The sequence below is a fragment of the Pseudomonas shiyinii genome, from assembly GCF_056725765.1.
Map to the genome: position 1 here is coordinate 647,108 of NZ_CM161522.1, position 19,948 is coordinate 667,055.

17 protein-coding genes are annotated in these 19,948 nt (G+C 64.1%); 11 read left to right on the top strand and 6 right to left on the bottom strand.

Features of this window, described 5'->3' with window-relative positions:
* The first annotated feature begins 5 nt into the window (after positions 1–5).
* The 4 genes from ACXHGZ_RS03135 to lpxC all read left to right on the top strand — a co-directional run bounded on the left by ACXHGZ_RS03135 (position 6) and on the right by lpxC (position 4,422).
* Entirely contained in the window at positions 6–875 is an 870-nt protein-coding gene (locus tag ACXHGZ_RS03135; protein ID WP_480462323.1) for a cell division protein FtsQ/DivIB, read from the top strand.
* A 14-nt stretch (positions 876–889) separates the two neighbouring features.
* Complete coding sequence (ftsA, locus tag ACXHGZ_RS03140; protein WP_084857289.1) at positions 890–2,146, top strand: cell division protein FtsA; 1,257 nt, start codon at positions 890–892, stop codon at positions 2,144–2,146.
* A gap of 55 nt (positions 2,147–2,201) precedes the next feature.
* Entirely contained in the window at positions 2,202–3,398 is a 1,197-nt protein-coding gene (gene ftsZ, locus ACXHGZ_RS03145; protein WP_084857291.1) for a cell division protein FtsZ, read from the top strand.
* 112 nt (positions 3,399–3,510) lie between these two features.
* Entirely contained in the window at positions 3,511–4,422 is a 912-nt protein-coding gene (gene lpxC, locus ACXHGZ_RS03150) for a UDP-3-O-acyl-N-acetylglucosamine deacetylase (RefSeq protein ID WP_070092350.1), read from the top strand.
* An 86-nt stretch (positions 4,423–4,508) separates the two neighbouring features.
* Here lpxC and ACXHGZ_RS03155 read toward each other — a convergent pair whose 3' ends face one another.
* Entirely contained in the window at positions 4,509–4,964 is a 456-nt protein-coding gene (locus ACXHGZ_RS03155; RefSeq protein WP_084857293.1) for a DUF721 domain-containing protein, read from the bottom strand.
* Between the two features lie 349 nt (positions 4,965–5,313).
* Here ACXHGZ_RS03155 and secA point away from each other — a divergent pair, with 349 nt between their 5' ends.
* The 4 genes from secA (at position 5,314) to ACXHGZ_RS03175 (ending at position 11,179) form a co-directional block, all read left to right on the top strand.
* Entirely contained in the window at positions 5,314–8,052 is a 2,739-nt protein-coding gene (gene secA, locus ACXHGZ_RS03160; protein ID WP_480462326.1) for a preprotein translocase subunit SecA, read from the top strand.
* Positions 8,053–8,231: 179 nt separating this feature from the next.
* A complete protein-coding gene (gene argJ, locus ACXHGZ_RS03165; RefSeq protein ID WP_084857297.1) occupies positions 8,232–9,449 on the top strand; it encodes a bifunctional glutamate N-acetyltransferase/amino-acid acetyltransferase ArgJ in 1,218 nt (405 codons plus the stop codon).
* 156 nt (positions 9,450–9,605) lie between these two features.
* Positions 9,606–10,238 carry a glutathione S-transferase family protein gene (locus tag ACXHGZ_RS03170; protein ID WP_480462328.1) on the top strand — a complete coding sequence of 211 codons (633 nt, stop codon included), beginning with the start codon at positions 9,606–9,608 and terminating at the stop codon, positions 10,236–10,238.
* Positions 10,235–11,179, top strand: coding sequence for a Nudix family hydrolase (locus ACXHGZ_RS03175; protein WP_480462330.1), 945 nt, complete (start codon positions 10,235–10,237; stop codon positions 11,177–11,179). Before ACXHGZ_RS03170 ends, ACXHGZ_RS03175 begins: the two co-directional genes overlap by 4 nt.
* A gap of 113 nt (positions 11,180–11,292) precedes the next feature.
* Here ACXHGZ_RS03175 and ACXHGZ_RS03180 read toward each other — a convergent pair whose 3' ends face one another.
* From ACXHGZ_RS03180 to ACXHGZ_RS03190, 3 genes are read right to left on the bottom strand one after another with little or no spacing between them, the layout of a single operon-like run.
* Positions 11,293–11,859 (bottom strand): cob(I)yrinic acid a,c-diamide adenosyltransferase, encoded by a 567-nt coding sequence (locus ACXHGZ_RS03180; RefSeq protein ID WP_480462332.1) that lies wholly within the window; start codon positions 11,857–11,859, stop codon positions 11,293–11,295.
* Position 11,860: 1 nt separating this feature from the next.
* Positions 11,861–13,891 (bottom strand): sensor histidine kinase, encoded by a 2,031-nt coding sequence (locus tag ACXHGZ_RS03185; protein ID WP_480462334.1) that lies wholly within the window; start codon positions 13,889–13,891, stop codon positions 11,861–11,863.
* Between the two features lie 39 nt (positions 13,892–13,930).
* Positions 13,931–14,848 carry a putative 2-dehydropantoate 2-reductase gene (locus tag ACXHGZ_RS03190; protein WP_480462336.1) on the bottom strand — a complete coding sequence of 306 codons (918 nt, stop codon included), beginning with the start codon at positions 14,846–14,848 and terminating at the stop codon, positions 13,931–13,933.
* Positions 14,849–14,944: 96 nt separating this feature from the next.
* Here ACXHGZ_RS03190 and ACXHGZ_RS03195 point away from each other — a divergent pair, with 96 nt between their 5' ends.
* From ACXHGZ_RS03195 to ACXHGZ_RS03205, 3 genes are all read left to right on the top strand, one after another.
* Positions 14,945–15,430 (top strand): YajQ family cyclic di-GMP-binding protein, encoded by a 486-nt coding sequence (locus ACXHGZ_RS03195; RefSeq protein ID WP_084855798.1) that lies wholly within the window; start codon positions 14,945–14,947, stop codon positions 15,428–15,430.
* Positions 15,431–15,548: 118 nt separating this feature from the next.
* Positions 15,549–16,391 carry a mechanosensitive ion channel family protein gene (locus ACXHGZ_RS03200; protein ID WP_084855799.1) on the top strand — a complete coding sequence of 281 codons (843 nt, stop codon included), beginning with the start codon at positions 15,549–15,551 and terminating at the stop codon, positions 16,389–16,391.
* A 178-nt stretch (positions 16,392–16,569) separates the two neighbouring features.
* Positions 16,570–17,811: an MFS transporter gene (locus ACXHGZ_RS03205; RefSeq protein ID WP_084855800.1), complete on the top strand. Its 1,242-nt coding sequence runs from the start codon at positions 16,570–16,572 to the stop codon at positions 17,809–17,811.
* Between the two features lie 102 nt (positions 17,812–17,913).
* Here the strand turns inward: ACXHGZ_RS03205 and ACXHGZ_RS03210 are convergent, their stop codons facing one another.
* Together ACXHGZ_RS03210 and ACXHGZ_RS03215 are read right to left on the bottom strand one after the other, a co-directional pair.
* Complete coding sequence (locus ACXHGZ_RS03210) at positions 17,914–19,461, bottom strand: AmpG family muropeptide MFS transporter (protein WP_224458046.1); 1,548 nt, start codon at positions 19,459–19,461, stop codon at positions 17,914–17,916.
* Positions 19,462–19,505: 44 nt separating this feature from the next.
* Positions 19,506–19,859: an MGMT family protein gene (locus ACXHGZ_RS03215; RefSeq protein ID WP_480462339.1), complete on the bottom strand. Its 354-nt coding sequence runs from the start codon at positions 19,857–19,859 to the stop codon at positions 19,506–19,508.
* Positions 19,860–19,948 lie beyond the last annotated feature (89 nt).

Below are 19,948 nucleotides of genomic sequence, written 5' to 3' on the forward strand. Positions count from 1 at the left end.
CAGCCATGCAAGGCGCGATGTTACGTCATCAGCAACCCGCCACCGGCCGTAGCAAGCCGGTGCCGCGTGGTGCCAGCCGACTGGTGGCCAAGGAGCCAATGTCGGCGCGCCTGCCCAGGGCCAACTTCAGTGTGTTCAAGCGCCTGCTGTGGCCGGTGCTGCTGGTGGCCGCGGGCTTCGGTGCCTATGAAGGTGCCGTGCGCCTGATGCCGTACGCCGATCGGCCGATCACCAAGGTCGCCGTGCAGGGCGACCTGAGCTACATCAGCCAGCAGGCGGTGCAGCAGCGGATCGCGCCCTACGTGGCGGCGAGCTTCTTCAGCGTCGACCTCACAGCGATGCGTACGGAGCTCGAACAGATGCCGTGGATCGCCCATGCCGAAGTCCGTCGTGTCTGGCCGGACGAGGTGGTGATCCGCCTGGAAGAACAGTTGCCGGTGGCGCGCTGGGGCGACGAGGCCCTGCTCAACAACCAGGGGCAGGCCTTCACCCCGCGCGAGCTGGCCAACTATGAGCATCTGCCGCAGCTGTTCGGGCCGCAGCGCGCTCAGCAACAAGTCATGCAGCAGTATCAGGTATTGAGCCAGATGCTGCGCCCCTTGGGCTTTTCCATCGCTCGCCTGGAGCTGCGCGAGCGAGGCAGCTGGTTCCTGACCACCGGCGCGGGCAGCGCTGGGCCTGGGATCGAGCTGCTGCTGGGGCGCGACCACCTGGTGGAGAAGATGCGCCGTTTCATTGCCATTTACGACAAGACACTCAAAGAGCAGATCACCAACATCGCCCGCGTTGATCTGCGGTACGCCAACGGGCTTGCCGTTGGCTGGCGGGAACCGATTGCACCGACGACGGCCCAACCCGCCGTTGCGAAGAATTAGAGAGAGGCAGGACCATGGCAAACGCGCATAGCGGCAAAATGATCGTCGGGCTGGACATCGGCACCTCCAAGGTGGTGGCGCTGGTGGGTGAAGTGGCCGACGACGGCTCCCTGGAGATCGTGGGGATCGGCACCCACCCGTCCCGCGGCCTGAAGAAGGGCGTGGTGGTGAACATCGAATCGACCGTGCAGTCGATCCAGCGCGCCGTGGAAGAAGCGCAGCTGATGGCCGGCTGCCGTATCCACTCGGCGTTCGTCGGTGTCGCCGGCAATCACATCCGCAGCCTGAACTCCCACGGCATCGTCGCCATCCGCGACCGGGAAGTGAGCACCGCTGACCTCGAGCGTGTGCTCGACGCTGCCCAGGCTGTGGCCATTCCGGCCGACCAGCGGGTGCTGCACACCCTGCCGCAGGACTACGTGATCGACAACCAGGAAGGCGTGCGCGAGCCCCTGGGCATGTCGGGCGTACGCCTGGAGGCCAAGGTTCACGTGGTCACCTGTGCGGTCAATGCAGCGCAGAACATCGAAAAATGCGTGCGCCGCTGCGGCCTGGAAATCGACGACATCATCCTCGAGCAGCTGGCCTCGGCCTACTCGGTGCTGACCGATGACGAAAAAGAACTGGGCGTGTGCCTGGTGGACATCGGTGGTGGCACCACCGATATCGCCATCTTCACCGAAGGCGCGATCCGCCACACCGCGGTGATCCCGATCGCCGGCGACCAGGTGACCAACGACATCGCCATGGCCTTGCGTACGCCGACCCAGTACGCCGAGGAAATCAAGATCCGCTACGCCTGCGCCCTGGCCAAGCTGGCCGGCGCCGGCGAGACCATCAAGGTGCCGAGCGTGGGCGATCGCCCGCCGCGCGAGCTGTCGCGCCAGGCCCTGGCCGAGGTGGTGGAGCCCCGTTACGACGAGCTCTTCACCCTCATCCAGGCCGAGCTGCGTCGCAGCGGTTACGAGGACCTGGTGCCGGCCGGCATCGTCCTCACCGGCGGCACCGCGAAGATGGAAGGCGCCGTGGAATTGGCCGAGGAAATCTTCCACATGCCGGTACGCCTGGGCGTGCCGCACAGCGTTCGGGGGCTGAGCGATGTAGTACGCAACCCGATCTATTCCACCGGCGTGGGCCTGCTCACCTATGGCCTGCAAAAGCAGACCGAGGACCTGCCCTTGACCGGTAACAGCAGCAACAACAGCTATGGCGATGAACCGAAGGCCCCGGTGCTTGAGCGATTCAAGCGTTGGGTCCAGGGCAACTTCTAAGTTTCAAAGCAGTAGTGGTAGGCGCAAAAACTAGAGAACTGTAAGGAGAGGGAAAATGTTCGAGCTCGTAGACAACGTCCCGCAAAGCCCGGTCATCAAAGTGATCGGTGTCGGCGGTGGTGGCGGCAACGCCGTCAACCACATGGTCAAAAGCAACATCGAAGGCGTCGAGTTCATCTGCGCCAACACCGATGCACAGGCGCTGAAGAACATCGGCGCGCGCACCATCCTGCAACTGGGTACCGGCGTCACCAAGGGCCTGGGTGCAGGTGCCAATCCGGAAGTCGGCCGCCAGGCTGCGCTGGAAGACCGCGAGCGCATCGCCGAAGTGCTGCAGGGCACCAACATGGTGTTCATCACCACCGGCATGGGTGGCGGTACCGGTACCGGTGCTGCGCCGATCATCGCCGAAGTGGCCAAGGAAATGGGGATCCTCACCGTTGCGGTGGTGACCCGTCCGTTCCCGTTCGAAGGCCGCAAGCGCATGCAGATCGCCGATGAAGGCATTCGCATGCTGGCTGAGAGCGTCGACTCGTTGATCACCATCCCCAACGAGAAGCTGCTGACCATCCTGGGCAAGGATGCCAGCCTGCTGTCTGCCTTCGCCAAGGCCGACGACGTACTGGCCGGTGCCGTACGCGGTATCTCCGACATCATCAAGCGCCCAGGCATGATCAACGTCGACTTCGCCGACGTGCGCACCGTGATGGGCGAAATGGGTATGGCAATGATGGGTACCGGTTGCGCCAGTGGCCCGAACCGTGCCCGCGAAGCGACCGAGGCGGCGATCCGCAACCCGCTGCTCGAGGACGTCAACCTGCAGGGCGCCCGCGGCATCCTGGTGAACATCACCGCTGGCCCGGACCTGTCCCTGGGCGAGTACTCCGACGTCGGTAGCATCATCGAAGCCTTCGCCTCCGACCACGCAATGGTCAAGGTCGGCACCGTGATCGACCCGGACATGCGCGACGAACTGCACGTGACCGTGGTGGCCACCGGCCTGGGCGCGCGCATCGAGAAGCCGGTCAAGGTCGTGGACAACACCCTGCAGAACGCCCAACAGGCCTACGAGGCGTCCATCCCGGCACCGGCCCGCCAGGAGCAGCCAGCGGTCAACTACCGTGACCTGGAGCGTCCGACCGTGATGCGTAACCAGGCCCACGGCGGTGCTGCCGCAGCCGCTAAACTCAACCCACAGGATGATCTGGACTACCTCGACATCCCGGCGTTCCTGCGTCGTCAGGCCGATTAATGGAATTTATCAGGGGTATAGGGGTGATTGGTGTTCAGCAAAGGCCGGGTCTGTTATCATCCCCAGCCTTTGTTGATACCTGTTCGCAATTTGCGCTGAAGCGGCCAATGCCATGATTAGACAACGCACCCTGAAGAATACCATCCGTGCCACAGGTGTCGGCCTGCACTCCGGGGAGAAGGTCTACCTGACCCTCAAGCCAGCGCCTGTGGACACCGGCATCGTCTTCCGCCGTGCCGACCTCGACCCTGTCGTCGAGATCCCGGCGCGCGCGGCCAACGTCGGCGAGACAACCATGTCGACGACGCTGGTCAACGGTGACGTAAAGGTCGATACGGTCGAGCACCTGCTCTCCGCCATGGCGGGCCTGGGCATCGATAACGCCTACGTCGAGCTCTCCGCCTCGGAAGTACCGATCATGGATGGCAGCGCGGGCCCCTTCGTATTCCTGATTCAATCCGCCGGCCTGGAAGAACAGGACGCAGCCAAGAAGTTCATCCGCATCCTGCGCGAAGTGACGGTGGAGGAGGGCGACAAGCGCGCCACCTTCCTGCCTTTCGACGGGTTCAAGGTGAGCTTCGAGATCGACTTCGATCATCCGGTACTGCGCAACCGGACCCAGAGCGCCAGCGTCGACTTCTCCAGCACGTCGTTCGTGAAGGAAGTCAGCCGCGCCCGTACCTTCGGTTTCATGCGCGACATCGAGTACCTGCGCAAGCACAATCTTGCGTTGGGCGGCAGTGTGGAAAACGCCATCGTGGTCGATGAGGACGGCGTGCTCAACGAAGACGGCCTTCGTTACGAAGACGAATTCGTCAAGCACAAGATCCTCGACGCCATCGGCGACCTCTACCTGCTGGGCAACAGCCTGATCGGCGAGTTCAAGGGCTACAAGTCCGGACACGCGCTGAACAACCAGCTGCTGCGCAAGCTCATTGCCGAGAAAGACGCCTGGGAAGTGGTCACCTTCGAAGATGCCAGCACGGCACCGATCTCCTACATGCGCCCTGTTGCGGCCGTGTAAGTTCGAACACTCTCTAGTTCATTGAGGCCACCTTCGGGTGGCCTTTTTTATGCTTGCTGACGGAGCGCGAAGCGGTCCCTGCGGGCCTATCGCTTGTCGCGCGCGTGACTGGCCAACCGCTCCAGGGCGGCGCGCAGCCTGGGGTCGGCAATGCCTTCGGCCGAATCGCGAATGCTCTCGGCTGCCTTGCTCGACAGTTCGACCCCTTGCCCCTCGCGCTTGGCCGGCACCAGCGGCGGCTGCACCTTGAACAGGATGCGCTGCAGGTTGCCGAACGCCTCCAGCGTTTGCAGCTGACGTTGCAGCCGTTTCTGCTGGTAGCGCAGGCGTGTCGCCCAATGACCATCCGTCACCACCAGCAACAAAGTGCCATCGCGCCAGGACGCCACATGGCAATGCTCGCGAGCAGCCGGCTGCAGCTGGCTCTCCAGCAGGCGCTGCAGGTATTCCAGGCGTTCGGCCTGGTTGAGCAGCAGGCGCAGCGGTCGGGCCTGGCGTAGCAGGGCGGCCGGTGGGCGGGCGGGGGAGGGCTTGTAGGCCATTGGAGTACACAGTGGGTTGCTGGGTGGCCATCTTAACAGAAGCTGCACGCCTCACGGCTTGTCTTGCCGAACCCCTGCCGGAGCAGGCATTGGGCAGCAAATGCAACGCAACCGCCTGATCCGCTTCGGAAATGTCCCGGATACGTTTCATCTTCCAGCACCTTGAACTTGCCCGAAAAGCCCTTATGTTAGGAGGGCCCCCGCCAAAGCGCTGTGCCAGCATCGTGGAAATCCACCACTTTCCTCACCATCGTTTCCGGGTAGAATGCTCGTTCGCATGCAGCCCATGGGCTGCACGGGCGACTCACGGGGCCGCCCTCCATCCCTAAGTGTGGAAGATCCTGTCGATATGTTTGCGCCTTTGTTAAAGAAACTTTTTGGAAGCAAGAACGAGCGTGAAGTCAAACGCATGCTCAAGACGGTGAATATCGTCAATGCCTTCGAAGAGAAGATGGTGGCCCTCTCCGACGAGCAGCTGCGGGGCAAGACCGCAGAGTTCAAGGAGCGCCTGGCCAAAGGCGAGACCCTCGACCAATTGCTGCCCGAAGCCTTCGCCGTGGCCCGTGAGGCCGGCAAGCGCGTCATGGGCATGCGTCACTTCGATGTGCAGCTGATCGGCGGCATGACCCTGCACGAGGGCATGATCGCAGAAATGCGTACCGGTGAAGGCAAGACGTTAGTCGGTACCCTGGCCGTCTACCTCAACGCACTGTCCGGCAAGGGCGTGCACGTAGTGACGGTGAACGACTACCTGGCCCGCCGTGACGCCAACTGGATGCGCCCACTGTACGAGTTCCTCGGTCTTTCCGTGGGTATCGTCTCGGCCTTCCAACCGCCGGAGGAGAAGCGCGCCGCCTACGCCGCCGACATCACCTACGGCACCAACAACGAATTCGGTTTCGACTACCTGCGCGACAACATGGCGTTCAGCCAGGAGGAGAAGTTCCAGCGCGAGCTGAACTTCGCCGTGATCGACGAAGTCGACTCCATCCTCATCGACGAAGCCCGTACCCCGCTGATCATCTCCGGCCAGGCCGAGGACAGCTCCAAGCTGTACATCGAGATCAACCGCCTGATCCCACGCCTGACCCAGCACATCGAAGAAGTCGAAGGCCAGGTGACCCAGGAAGGCCACTACACCATCGACGAGAAGAGCCGTCAGGTGGAGCTCAACGAAGCCGGCCACCAGTTCATCGAGGAGATGCTCACCCAGGCCGGCCTGCTGGCCGAGGGCGAGAGCCTCTATTCGGCGCACAACCTGGGGCTGCTGACCCACGTCTATGCCGGCCTGCGCGCTCACAAGCTGTTCCATCGCAACGTCGAATACATCGTCCAGGACGGCCAGGTCCTGCTGATCGACGAGCACACCGGTCGTACCATGCCGGGCCGCCGCCTGTCCGAAGGCCTGCACCAGGCCATCGAGGCGAAGGAAAACCTGAACATCCAGGCCGAGAGCCAGACACTGGCCTCGACCACCTTCCAGAACTACTTCCGCCTCTACACCAAGCTGTCCGGCATGACCGGTACCGCCGACACCGAGGCCTTCGAGTTCGCCCAGATCTACGCCCTGAACGTGATGGTCATTCCGCCGAACAAGCCATTGGCACGAAAGGACTTCAACGACCTGGTGTACCTGACCGCCGACGAGAAGTACGCGGCGATCATCGCCGACATCAAGGAAAGCATGAAGCAGGGCCGCCCGGTCCTGGTCGGTACGGCCACCATCGAAACCTCCGAGCACATGTCCAACCTGCTCAAGAAGGAAGGTATCGACCACAAGGTGCTCAACGCCAAGTACCACGAGAAGGAAGCCGAAATCATCGCCCAGGCCGGTGCGCCGGGCGCGCTGACCATCGCCACCAACATGGCCGGTCGGGGTACCGACATCCTGTTGGGTGGTAACTGGGAAGCCGAGGTCGCAGCGCTCGAGAACCCGACCCCTGAGCAGATCGCCCAGATCAAGGCCGACTGGCAGAAGCGTCACCAGCAGGTGATCGAGGCTGGCGGCCTGCACGTGATCGCCTCCGAGCGTCACGAATCCCGCCGTATCGACAACCAGCTGCGCGGTCGTGCCGGCCGTCAGGGTGACCCGGGTTCCAGCCGTTTCTACCTGTCGCTCGAAGACAGCCTGATGCGTATCTTCGCCTCCGACCGGGTGAAGAACTTCATGAAGGCCTTGGGGATGCAGTCCGGCGAGGCCATCGAGCATCGCATGGTCACCAACGCCATCGAGAAGGCCCAACGCAAGGTCGAAGGCCGTAACTTCGACATCCGCAAACAGTTGCTCGAATACGACGATGTGGCCAACGAGCAGCGCAAGGTGATCTACCACATGCGCAACAGCCTGCTGGCGGCCGACAACATCGGCGACACCATCGCCGAATTCCGCCAGGAAGTGCTCGATGCCACCATCAGCCAGCACATTCCGCCACAGTCGCTGCCCGAGCAGTGGGACGTGGCCGGCCTGGAAGCTGCCCTGGCCAGCGATTTCGCCATCAAGCTGCCGATCCAGCAGTGGCTCGACGAGGACGAGCGCCTCTACGAGGAGACCCTGCGCGAGAAGCTGCTCAGCGAAATCACCGCAGCCTACAACGAGAAGGAAGACCAGGCCGGCGAGGAAGCCCTGCGTACCTTCGAGAAACAGATCCTGCTGCGTGTACTGGACGACCTGTGGAAGGACCACCTGTCCACCATGGACCACCTGCGTCACGGTATCCACCTGCGCGGCTATGCACAGAAGAACCCGAAGCAGGAGTACAAGCGCGAGTCCTTCAGCCTGTTCCAGGAGCTGCTGGAATCGATCAAGCGCGACACCATCCGTGTGCTGTCCCATGTCCAGGTCCGTCGCGAGGACCCGGCCGAAGAGGAAGCGCGCCTGCGTCGCGAGGCCGAGGAACTGGCCCAGCGCATGCAGTTCCAGCATGCCGCCGCCCCTGGCCTGGAAAGCGAAGAGCAAGCTGCCCAGGAAGGTGCCGAAGTGGCCGTGGCCACCGCGCCGGTGCGCAACGAACAGAAGCTGGGCCGCAACGAGCCATGCTGGTGCGGTTCGGGCAAGAAGTTCAAGCATTGCCACGGCCAGATCGAATGATCTGATCCGCCTGTTGTAACGTGACAACCTGGGCCGCTGTGCGGCCCATTCGCGGCACAAGGCCGCTCCTACAGAGGCTCGAGCCTTGTCCCTGTAGGAGCGGCCTTGTGCCGCGAATGGGGGGCGAAGCGGCCTCGCTCTTCCATCACCTGTCCACCGTATTTTCTAGGAGCGCTCTAATGGCTGTTGGTCTTGGTCCTTTGCCCACCCTGCACCCGGTTCCCGGTTTTGAACTCGGCATCGCGTCTGCCGGCATCAAGCGCCCTGGGCGCAAGGACGTGGTGGTGATGCGTTGCGCCGAAGGCTCCAGCGTCGCGGGTGTGTTCACCCTCAACGCCTTCTGTGCAGCACCGGTGATCCTCTCCAAGCAGCGTGTACAAGGCACCGTGCGCTACCTGCTGACCAACACCGGCAACGCCAATGCCGGCACCGGCGCGCCGGGCCTCGCCGCCGCCGAGCGCACCTGCGCCAAGCTGGCCGAATTGGCGGGTGTCGATGCCAGCACGGTACTGCCGTTCTCCACCGGCGTGATCGGCGAACCGCTGCCGGTCGAGAAGATCGAGGGTGCGCTGCAGGCCGCCCTGGACGACCTGTCGGAAGACAACTGGGCGCAAGCCGCCACCGGCATCATGACCACCGACACCCTGCCCAAGGGTGCCAGCCGCCAGTTCCAGCACGACGGCGTCACCGTCACGGTCACCGGCATCAGCAAGGGCGCCGGGATGATCCGCCCGAACATGGCCACCATGCTCGGCTACATCGCCACCGACGCCAAGGTCGCGCCGGGCGTGCTCAAGGACCTGCTGCTCGACGGCGCCAACAAGTCGTTCAACCGGATCACCATCGACGGCGACACGTCGACCAATGACTGCTGCATGCTGGTCGCCACTGGCAAGGCCAACCTGCCGGAAGTCACTGAAGCCCGCGGAGCGCTGTTCGACGCCCTGAAGCAGGCCGTGTTCGAGGTGTGCATGGAAGTGGCCCAGGCCATCGTGCGCGACGGTGAAGGCGCCACCAAGTTCGTCACCGTGCAGGTCAATGGCGGCGGCAACCACCAGGAGTGCCTGGACGTCGGCTACGCCGTGGCCCACTCGCCGCTGATCAAGACCGCGCTGTTCGCCTCCGACCCCAACTGGGGCCGCATCCTCGCCGCGGTCGGCCGTGCCGGCGTACCGGCGCTGGATGTCAGCCTGATCGACGTGTTCCTCGATGACGTTTGCATCGCCAGTAAGGGTGGCCGTAGCCCGAGCTATACCGAGGAGCAGGGTTCCAAGGTGATGGCCCAGGAGGAAATCACCATTCGCATCGAGCTGGGCCGTGGCCAATGCAGCGAAACCATCTGGACCACCGACCTGTCCCACGAGTACGTGAAAATCAACGCCGAGTACCGTACCTGAACCATCCATAGGGCCGCTTCGCGGCCCTTTCGCCGGCAAGCCGGCTCCCACAGATGTCGCCGTATACCCCCCGATCTGTGCTGAACCTGTGGGAGCCGGCTTGCCGGCGATGGGCTGCAAGGCAGCCACGAATTTCCAAACCAATGGAGCCGAACCATGAGCTATCACCTGATCATCGGCGACAAGCTGTACTCCTCCTGGTCGCTGCGTGGCGCGCTGGCCCTGGAGCTGGCTGGCGTGCCCTATGAAGAAACGCTGATCAAGCTGAACCAGCCCGACACCCGCAAGCGCATCCTCGAGTTCTCGACCAGTGGCAAGGTGCCGCTGCTCAAGACCGAGCATGGTGTGATCGCCGATTCCCTGGCCATCGCCGAGTACCTGGCCGAGCGCCACCCCGACGTCCAGCTGTGGCCTGCCGATGTCACTGCCCGTGCCCAGGCCCGCTCGGCTTGCGCGCAGATGCACAGCGGCTTCATGGCCCTGCGCAGTGCCATGCCATTCGACCTGTCTCGCGACGAAGGCCTGGAAAGCATCCCGCTGGATGTCCAGGTGGATATCGATCGTATGGTCGCCCTGTGGTCCGAATGCCGGCTGGCGGCCAAGGAAAGCGGCCCGTTCCTGTTCGGCAAGCCGAGCCTGGCCGACGCCTTCTTCGCCCCGGTGGCTGTGCGCCTGCGTACCTACCGCGTCGAAGTGCCTGCGCAAGCGGCCACGTACATCGAGACCATCTACCAGTGGCCGGCCTTCCAAGCCTGGCAGAAGGCAGGCCTGGCGGAGCGTGAAGGGTGAAGCGGATTCATGTGGTAGCAGCAGTCATTCGTGGTATCGATGGGCGCATCCTGATCGCTCGGCGCGCCGACACCCAGCACCAGGGCGGCCTGTGGGAGTTCCCCGGCGGCAAGGTGGAGGAGGGCGAGGCCGTCGAGGCGGCGCTGGCCCGTGAGCTGCGCGAGGAACTGGGCATCGAGGTGACCCGTTCCCGGCCGCTGATCAAGGTCAGCCATGATTACCCGGACAAGCAGGTGCTGCTGGATGTCCGTGAAGTCGACGGTTTCACCGGCGAGCCCCATGGCGCCGAGGGCCAGCCGCTGGCCTGGGTGGCGCCCCGGGACCTGGGGCAGTACGACTTCCCCGAGGCCAACACGCCGATCGTGGCAGCCGCCCGCCTGCCAGACCAGTACCTGATCACCCCGGACGGGCTGGACGCGCCGCAACTGCTGCGTGGTATCCAGAAGGCCATCGCCAACGGCATCCGCCTGATCCAGCTGCGTGCACCGGACATGTACGACCCCAAGTATCGCGACGTGGCGGTGGATGCGGTCGGCCTGTGTGCCGGCAAGGCCCAGCTGATGCTCAAGGGGCCCTTGGAGTGGTTGGGGGATTTCCCTTCCGCCGGCTGGCACCTGACCTCGGCACAGCTGCGCAAGTACGCTGCCAATGGCCGCCCCTTCCCCAAGGCGCGCTGGCTGGCGGCGTCCTGCCACGATGCCGAGGAGTTGGCCCTGGCCGAGCAAATGGGCGTGGACTTCGTCACCCTGTCGCCGGTGCAGGCGACCCAGACTCATCCGGACGCCACGCCGTTGGGGTGGGAGCAGGCGAGTCGGTTGATCCAGGGGATCAACCATCCGGTGTTCCTGCTCGGAGGCGTCGGTGCCGGTGAGCGGGAGCAAGCCTGGGATGCCGGAGCACAGGGTGTTGCCGGGATCCGGGCGTTCTGGCCTGAAGTCTGAGTAATCGGGGCCGCTTTGCGGCCCATCGCCGGCAAGCCGGCTCCCGCAGGGCCTGCACAGAACTTTGTGGGAGCCGGCTTGCCGGCGATGGGCTACAAAGTAGCCCCAAAAAATCAGCCGTTAGGCTTATCCGCAGGCTGCCACAACACCTCAGCCACCCCCTGCCGCCGGCCGATGATCCGCGCCGCCACGAACAGCAGGTCCGACAATCGGTTGATATACGCCAACCCGACCCCCTCCAGCGGCTCGAGCGCATTCAGCTGTTGGCAACGCCGCTCCGTGCTCCGGGCCAGGCTCCGGCACACATGGGCCTGGGCCACCAGCGCCGAGCCGCTGGGCAGGATGAAGTTCTTCAGCGGCCCCAGCTCTTCGTTCCAGCGGTCGATCGCCGCTTCCAGCCGTTCGACCTCTTGGGAATCCAACGCCTGGTAGCTGGGCATCGCCAACTCGCCTCCCAGGTCGAACAGCCGGTGCTGACAGGGCGCAAGGACCTCGATCACCTCCTGCAGCCCTTCGCTGGCGAGCCCTGCGAGCAGCAGGCCCAGTTGACTGTTGAGGCTGTCCACCTCGCCAATGGCTTCGATGCGTGGGTGGTCCTTAGGCACCCTGCGCCCATCGCCCAGGCCGGTCTCGCCTTTGTCGCCGGTGCGGGTGTAGATCTTCGACAGGCGATAGCCCATGTCATGCCTCCGTGGTGCCCGGTGCCGTCGGCGCCGGTTGGCCAAGGGGCAGGCGCAAGGTGAAGCAGGTACCCTGGCCGGGGGCGGAATGCACTTCCATTTGCCCCTTGTGGTTGTTGGTGATGATGAAATACGAGACCGACAAGCCCAAGCCGGTGCCCTGCCCAATCTCCTTGGTGGTGAAGAACGGTTCGAAGGTTCGCTTGCGTACGGCTTCGGGCATGCCGACGCCATTGTCTTCCACTTGGATTTCCGCCCACGGCGGGTTGAGCCGGGTGCGCAGGGTGATGCGCCCCGGTTCGCTGGCTTGCGGGCGCTGGTGGATGGCCTGGGCGGCGTTCTTGAGCAGGTTGAGCAGCACCTGCTCCAGCTCATTGGCCGTGCAGGGCACTGGCCCGAGCGCTGGGTCGAATTGACGCACGATGTGTTGGCCCTTGAAGTCGAAGCCGATGGCCAAATCGAAGTCGTTGCCGGCGATTTCCACGGCCTGGTCGATCAGCGCCGGCAGATCGCAGGGCGCCAGCTGACGGTTGCTGCGGCGGCTGAAACTGAGCATGTGGGTGACGATCTTCGCTGCGCGCGCGCCGGCTTGTTGGATGCCATCGAGCAGCTGGGGCACCTCGCGGCTTTCCAGGTAGCGGTTGACGCTGGACAGGTCGATGTCCAGCTCGGCCGCCTGCTCCTGGTTGCGAGGCAGCTCCGGCGACAGCCGTCGACGGATGTTCTGCACGTTGTGCAGGATGGCCCCCAGGGGGTTGTTGATCTCGTGGGCCATGCCCGCGGCGAGCCCGCCCACCGAGAGCATCTTCTCCGACTGCACCATCATCTCTTCCAGCGAGAGGCGCTGGGTGATGTCGTCGATGCGGATCACCACGCCACGCCCTCCGCCGCCCGTCAACGGGTAGAAGGTCAGGGCGTAGTGGCGCACGTCCTCGCCCTTGGGCCAGGTGACCCGTTCGATCTTCGCCACGCGGTGTTTTTCCACGCTTTCCTTGAATTGCGGAAGGAACGGCTTGAGCGGCTCGAAGGCGATGAAGATCGGCTGGTTCAGCGCCTCGTCCAGCGGTGTGCCGGAGAGCACCGTGGCTTCATGGTTCCACTGGGTCACGTAGAGCTGCTCATCGAGGGCGATCAGGGCCGAGGGCATGGAGTCGATGATGCTGTTGAGGTAGTTCTGGAAGCCCGTGAGCTTCTTCTCGATCTTGCTGCGCACCTGGACTTCCAGTTCCAGCTTGCGATTGGTGTGTCGCGTTTCTTCGGCCAGGCCCTGGGCCTGGTCATAGGCCATCTGGAATTCGTCGCGGGTGCGCTTGAGCTGCTGCTCGCGGGCCTCGATGCGCGAGAGCATGGTATTGAAAGCGTTGGCCAGGCTGCCGATCTCGTCGTCGTTGCCGCGTTGGGCGCGCAGGGCGTAGCTTTCCTCACGGGTGACCTGGCGGCTCAGCTCTTCGAGCTGGTTGATCGGTTCGGTGATCAGGCGCTTGATCTGCCGGGCGATGAGCAACCACAGCAGCACACTGAAGACCAGGATCGCCAAGCTCGCGGTGAGGGTGCCAGTGTAGAAGGCCGTCGGCAGTTCGCTGCTGGCGACCAGCAGCAGGTGGGCCGGGGGCTTGCCTTCGCGGGGCAGGGGGATCAGCTGGGTGCTGCGAAATTCCATCATGCGCCAGCCGCTGATGTTGCGAAAACGCTTGGGCAGCGCCAGCGGGTCGCCATGTTGCAGCTGTGCGAGCATGCGCCCATCGCCGCCATAGAGGGCGGCGGCGCGCAGGGGAGAGTAGCTGTCCAGTTCCTTGAGCAGTGCGCTGGCCGCCTCCTGCGAGTCGCCGGCGCGCGCCGACAGCTGTGGGTTGGATACCAGCCGGCCGATGGTGTGCAGGGCCTGGGGCGCCATGCTTTCCTGGGTGATCCAATAGGCGGCGCTGATGAACGCCAGGTTGGCTACCAGCAGGATGGTGACCAGCAGTACCAGCAAGGCCGCCAGCAGTTTCTGCCCGACCGGGAGGTTTTCCAGGCGTTGGCGCAGGGTCATGGGCTAGGCGGTGTCCTCTGTGCGGTTGATGGGGCAGCGTCAGTCGCTGGGCAGGCCACGGGCCTGCAAGCTATCGACCAGGCGCTGGTGCAGGCGTTCCAGGTGCGGCAGGCCCAGGCCATGGCGGGCTGCGGTCCGGCAGGCATGGCCGAGCAGGTAGTGCACTTCGGTGCGCCGACCATGGCGTACGTCCTGGTACATGGAAGAGTAGTTGGCTGCCGTGGCCAGGATGACCCGCTGTACTTCCTCGTACAGCCTGTCGGCGGCCTGGGGCTGGCCACAATGGCGCAGCAGTGCGGCGAGCTCGTCGCACAGTGTGGCGACTTCTCCCAGGTGTTCCAACAGGCCACCGTTATGGCAGTCGTGAAGCACCGTCAGGGGGTTGATCGCACAATTGAGCGCCAGCTTGCGCCACAGGCGGGTGTTGATATCCACCGTCCATTCGGCGGGGATGGCGGCTTCGGTCAGTTCGTCGTACCAGTGCGGCATGGTGGGGTTGGCGGGGTCGCCCAGCCAGTTGAAGCCTTGCCCGGCGAAGCGTACGCGCCAGTCGTCCTCGCGAAAGGCGCCTTCGGTGCTCGAGGCGAAGATGCAGCGGGCCCGAGGCACCTGCTCGGCGACTTCGTCCTGGCTGCCCAGGCCGTTCTGCAGCAGCACCAGTTCGGCCCCTTCGGCCAGGCGCGGCGCCAGGCGGGCCACGGCAGGGGCGGCGTCATAGGCCTTGCAGGCCACCAGCAGGCGATGGATCGGCCCATGGGCACCGGGGCTCTCGGCCGGGATCGCATAGCGGCTGGCCTGGTCATGCTCGACCAGGGTCAGGCCGCCGACGGCCTGGTAGGCGGCCACGCGCTGTTCGTCACGCAGGACCAGGCGCACCGCCTTGCCCGCGCGGGCAAGGCGGCAGGCCCAGAGGCTGCCGAGGCTACCGGCGCCGAGAATATGCCAGGTGCTGCTCATCTGCGTTTCGCAACCCGTTATAATGAGCCCGCATTTTAACCGTCAAACCTGGCGCGCTCCATCCGACCGAGCGCGCTTTTATTTTGGAGAACAACCATGCCTTCGTTCGACGTGGTATCGGAACTGGACAAGCACGAAGTCACCAACGCCGTGGACAACGCGGTGAAGGAACTGGACCGTCGCTACGACCTCAAGGGCAAGGGCAGCTTCGAGTTCAAGGACAAGGAGCAGACCGTGCTCCTGACCGCCGAGGCGGAATTCCAGCTCGAGGCGATGATCGAGATCCTGCGCCTGGCCCTGGTCAAGCGCAAGATCGACGTCAAATGCCTGGAAGTCAAGGATGCCTACCCCTCCGGCAAGGAAATGAAGCAGGAAGCCAAGTTCCGCGAGGGTATCGATAAAGAACTGGCCAAGAAGATCGTCGCTACCATCAAGGACGCCAAGCTCAAGGTCCAGGCCGCCATCCAGGGCGAGCAGGTGCGGGTTACCGGCAAGAAGCGCGACGACCTGCAGGAAGCCATCGCCCTGCTGCGCACCAAGGAATTCGACATGCCGCTGCAGTTCAACAACTTCCGCGACTGACCGTTTGTGAAACAGGAACCTTGATGGCCTAGTGATGTCCATCGGAACCTGGGGCCGCGAGATCTTCGCGGCCTGTTTTTTTCGTGTACATGCCGTTTGGCATCAGGAGATGAAATAGATGGACTTGAATGCTGAAGTGGACCAGCTGGTCCGCCAGTCGCAGACCTGGATCCCGTTGATCATGGAATACGGCAGCCGTGTGCTGCTGGCATTGGTGACCCTGGGCATCGGCTGGTGGGTGACCAACAAGATCAGTGACCGCCTGGGCCGGCTAGTGGGCCTGCGCGCGCCTGATCCCGCATTGCAGGGTTTCATCAAGACCATCGCCAACATCGTGTTGAAGGTCCTGCTGGTCATCAGCGTCGCCTCCATGATCGGCATCGAGACGACCTCGTTCGTGGCGGCCATCGGTGGTTCGGCCCTGGCCATCGGCCTCGCCTTGCAGGGCAGCCTGGGCAACTTCGCCGGAGGGGTGCTGATCCTGTTGTTCCGCCCGTTCCGTGTCGGTGACTGGATCGAGGCCCAAGGGGTCAGCGGCACTGTCGACAGTATCCAGATCTTCCATACCGTGCTGCGCACCGGTGACAACAAGACCGTGATCATGCCCAACGGCAACCTGTCCAACGGCATCATCACCAACTACAACCGCCAGCCGACCCGCAAGGTGGTGTTCGACGTGGGTGTGGATTACGACGCTGACCTGCAAAAGGCTCGCAACGTTCTGTTGGAGCTGGCCAAGGACCCGCGCGTGCTGCAGGACCCGGCTCCGGAAGCCGTGGTGTCGACCCTGGGCGACAGTGCCATTACCGTCTCCCTGCGTGCCTGGGTCAAAACCGCCGACTACTGGAGTGTGATGTTCATGCTCAATGAACAGGCCCGTGATCGCCTGAAGGCCGAGGGTATCGACATTCCGTTCCCGCAGCGGGTGATCCGCGTGGTGCAGGAAGCGGCTGCGCAGTAAAGCCGGTGTTCCTGGGGCTGCTTGCAGCCCTTTCGCGGGGCAAGCCCACTCCTACAGAGGACTGTGGGGGCGGGCTTGCCCCGCGATGCGTTGGTAGCCATTACACTTGTTCACAGCCTCGCCCCGCCGTTTCTGGCATATAGGCTGGCCCCTCCTGTTTTCCAAGCTGTCTTCGACCATGAAACCATTGCTGTACATCACGCCCCTGCGTGCCTTGCTGTTCGGGCTGACCTTGGCCCTGTTCGAATTGCTGACCTACCTGGCCAGCGATGCGGTCATGCCCGCCATGCCGGTGGTGGTCGACGATCTGAAGGCCAGCCCCGAATACATTCCCCATGCCCTGAACCTGTACCTGCTCGGTGGCGTGCTGCTGCAGTGGCTGATCGGCCCCTTGGCCGACCGCTATGGGCGGCGGCCGCTGCTGCTGGCCGGTTGTGCGTTCTTCGGCCTGGCGTGCCTGGCCACCTACTGGGTGCACGACATTGGCCTATTCAACCTGCTGCGGCTGTTGCAGGGCATTGGCCTGGGCTTCGTGGTGACGGTCAGCTATCCGGCGCTCAACGAGGCATTCAGCGAGGCCGATGCCGTGCGCATGATGGCCCTGTTGGCCAACATCGCCCTGTTGTCGCCGCTGCTGGGGCCGCTGGTGGGGACCCTGATGCTGCAATGGCTGGATTGGCGCTGGTTGTTCGTGGCGTTTGCCGTGGGCGCTGTACTGACCTGGGCGCTGCTCTACCGGTTGATGCCGGAGACCCTGGGCGTGGAGCGCCGCGATGGTTCGCGCCTGCCGTTCACGCCGATCCACCTGCTGCCGTTGCTCGCCGGTTATGGCCAGCTGCTGGGCAACTCTCGCTTCGTCGCGGGCAGTGCGGCGCTCGGGCTGGTGGGCTTGCCGCTGATCGGCTGGATCGGCCTGTCGCCGGTGTTGCTGATCACCGACGAAGGTTTGAGCACGATGGAGTACGCCCTGTGGCAGTTGCCGGTGTTCGGTGGACTGATCCTGGGCAACCTGATCATCAACCGTATCGCCGACCGCTACCCCTTGGCCAGCCTGGTGCGCGGGGCGCTTTGGCCATACCTGGCAGGGCTGTGCCTGATGGCTCTGGCGACCTGGTACTGGCCGACGGTGACCAGCCTGGTAGCGGGCATGTCGCTGTATGCGCTGGGCCTGGGTGTGGCCAATGCCGTGTTGTATCGCATGACGCTGTTCGCCAGTGAGCAGAGCAAGGGGTTGGTATCGGCGATGCTGGGGATGATCACCATCGCCCTGCTGGGGCTCGGTGGCGCGGTGCTGGCGATGCTGGGGGCGGGGGCGAGCCTGGTGCACTTTGCCCTGGGCGCCGGCCTTGCCGGAGCATTGGCGCTGTGGCCGTTGTGGTTTGTGGTAGGCGGGCGTCGGGACCAGGGCGCTGTGGTCTAGGTCCTGGGGCCGCATCGCGTAGCAAGCCCGCACCTACAGGGACTTACCCCCTCTGTAGGCGCGGGCTTGTCCCGCGATGGGCTGCATCGCAGCTCCAAGATCTCAAGGTCGCTCGGCCGCAGAATTGTCCACAGGCGCCGGCTTGCCACGCCCGGCCTCCTGGTGCCAGTGCAGGGCGATCAGGATCAGCGTCGGTACGCCCAGCAGGGCCGTGATCAGGAAGAAATCGTGGTAGCCGAACTTCTCCACCAGCACCCCTGAGTAACCGCCGATCAGACGCGGTAGCAGCAGCATGATCGAGCTGAGCAGTGCGTACTGGGTGGCCGAGAACTTCAGATTGGTCAGGCTCGACAGGTAGGCCACGAATGCCGAGGTGGCAAGGCCCGAGCTGAAGTTGTCGAGGGATATGGTGACCACCAGCATTTCCAGGTTCGGGCCCATGTCGGCCAGCATCAGGAACAGGATGTTGGTCGCCGCCGAGGCTGCACCACCGATGAACAGGATCGGCAGGATGCCGAAGCGCACGATCAGCAGGCCGCCGGCCCCGGCGCCGACCAATGTCATGACCAGCCCGAAGATCTTGCTGACGCTGGCGATCTGGTCTTTGGTGAAGCCTTGGTCGATGTAGAACACGTTGGCCATCACGCCCATCACCGTATCGGACATGCGATAGGTGGCGATCAGCCCGAGCAGCAGCAACGCCTGCCAGCGATAACGCAGGATGAAGTCGTTGACCGGTGTCAACACCGGTGCCAGGCCTCTTCGGCCCAGGGACGACAGGCAAGCCCAGGTCAGCAGCACATAGAGGATCAGGCGCAGGAAGGCACGATCCTCGAGCAGCAGGTCGAGCATGGTCGCATCACCAGCAATCACGCTGGACCAGCCGGTATTGAACATCTGCGTGAAGCTCGCCGGCACCGACACCAGCAGAATGATCAGCACGAACACCGACGCCAGCTGGTGGACCAGGCCGTAGCGCGCAGCCGACAGCTGGGTACGCATCGGCACGGGCGGCTCGCGCATCACCAGGGTGGTGAACACCGCAGGTAGCATCAGTACGCCGAACAGCACATAGGTGCCGGTCCAGGCCTTGTGCAGGTAGCTGAAACCGGTGGAGCCGAACCATTCGGCGAAGAACAGCGCACCGGCCGTGGCGAGCAGGGCCGCGACACGGTAGCCGGCCATGTAGCTGGCAGCCAGGGCGGCCTGGCGCTGGTCATCGGCGATTTCCAGGCGGTAGGCATCCACGGCGATGTCCTGGGTCGCCGAGGCGAAAGCCACCAGCACGGCCAGGGCGATCAGCCAGGACAGGTGTTTCTGTGGATCGCACAAGCCCATGCCGACCAGGCCGACCACGACCAGGGCCTGCGACAGCAACAGCCAGGAGCGGCGCCGGCCAAGGCGACCGAGCACCGGCAGGCGCCATTGATCCAGCAGCGGCGACCAGACCCATTTGAACGCGTAGGCAAGGCCGATCAGGCTGGCATAGCCGATGGTCTCGCGTGCTACGCCTGCTTCCCGAAGCCACACGGAAAGCGTCGAAAACACCAGCATGTAGGGCAGGCCGGCAGCGAATCCAAGCAGCAAAAGCACCAAGGTCGACGGGCTGGCATAGGCAGCGAGCGCAGCGCGCCAGGTTTTACGGGGCATGGGCCAACATCTGCCTCAACATTTGCGAAAACAAAGCGCGCACTCTAACCGCTGTGCTCCATCGGACGCCAGCCATGACGCGACATATCGACGCGATTGTTCACGACTGCAACGCCTTCTGCACGCAGGCGAGCACGCTGTTCATCCCCCGATGGCGTGCCCAGCGCCAGGCTCAGGCGGCCGCCTGCACCCAGCACCCGGTGCCAGGGCAGGCGGGTGTCCACCGGGAGTTGCCCGAGGGTGCGCCCGACCCAGCGGGCTGCACGCCCCAGGCCGGCCAGCTCGGCCAGCTGGCCATAGCTGACGACTTTGCCCGGCGGGATCTGGCCAAGCACCGAGTAAAGCGCCATTCGTCGGCCCTCGGCATCTTCCGCTGGCCCAGGAAAGGGCGCCGGCATCACTGCAGCCCTGGCCTGTGGATGAAAGCGGACCGGCGGTCGGGGTAAATGAGAGTGGAACTCAACGGCATGGTCTGGGTCTGTCCTTG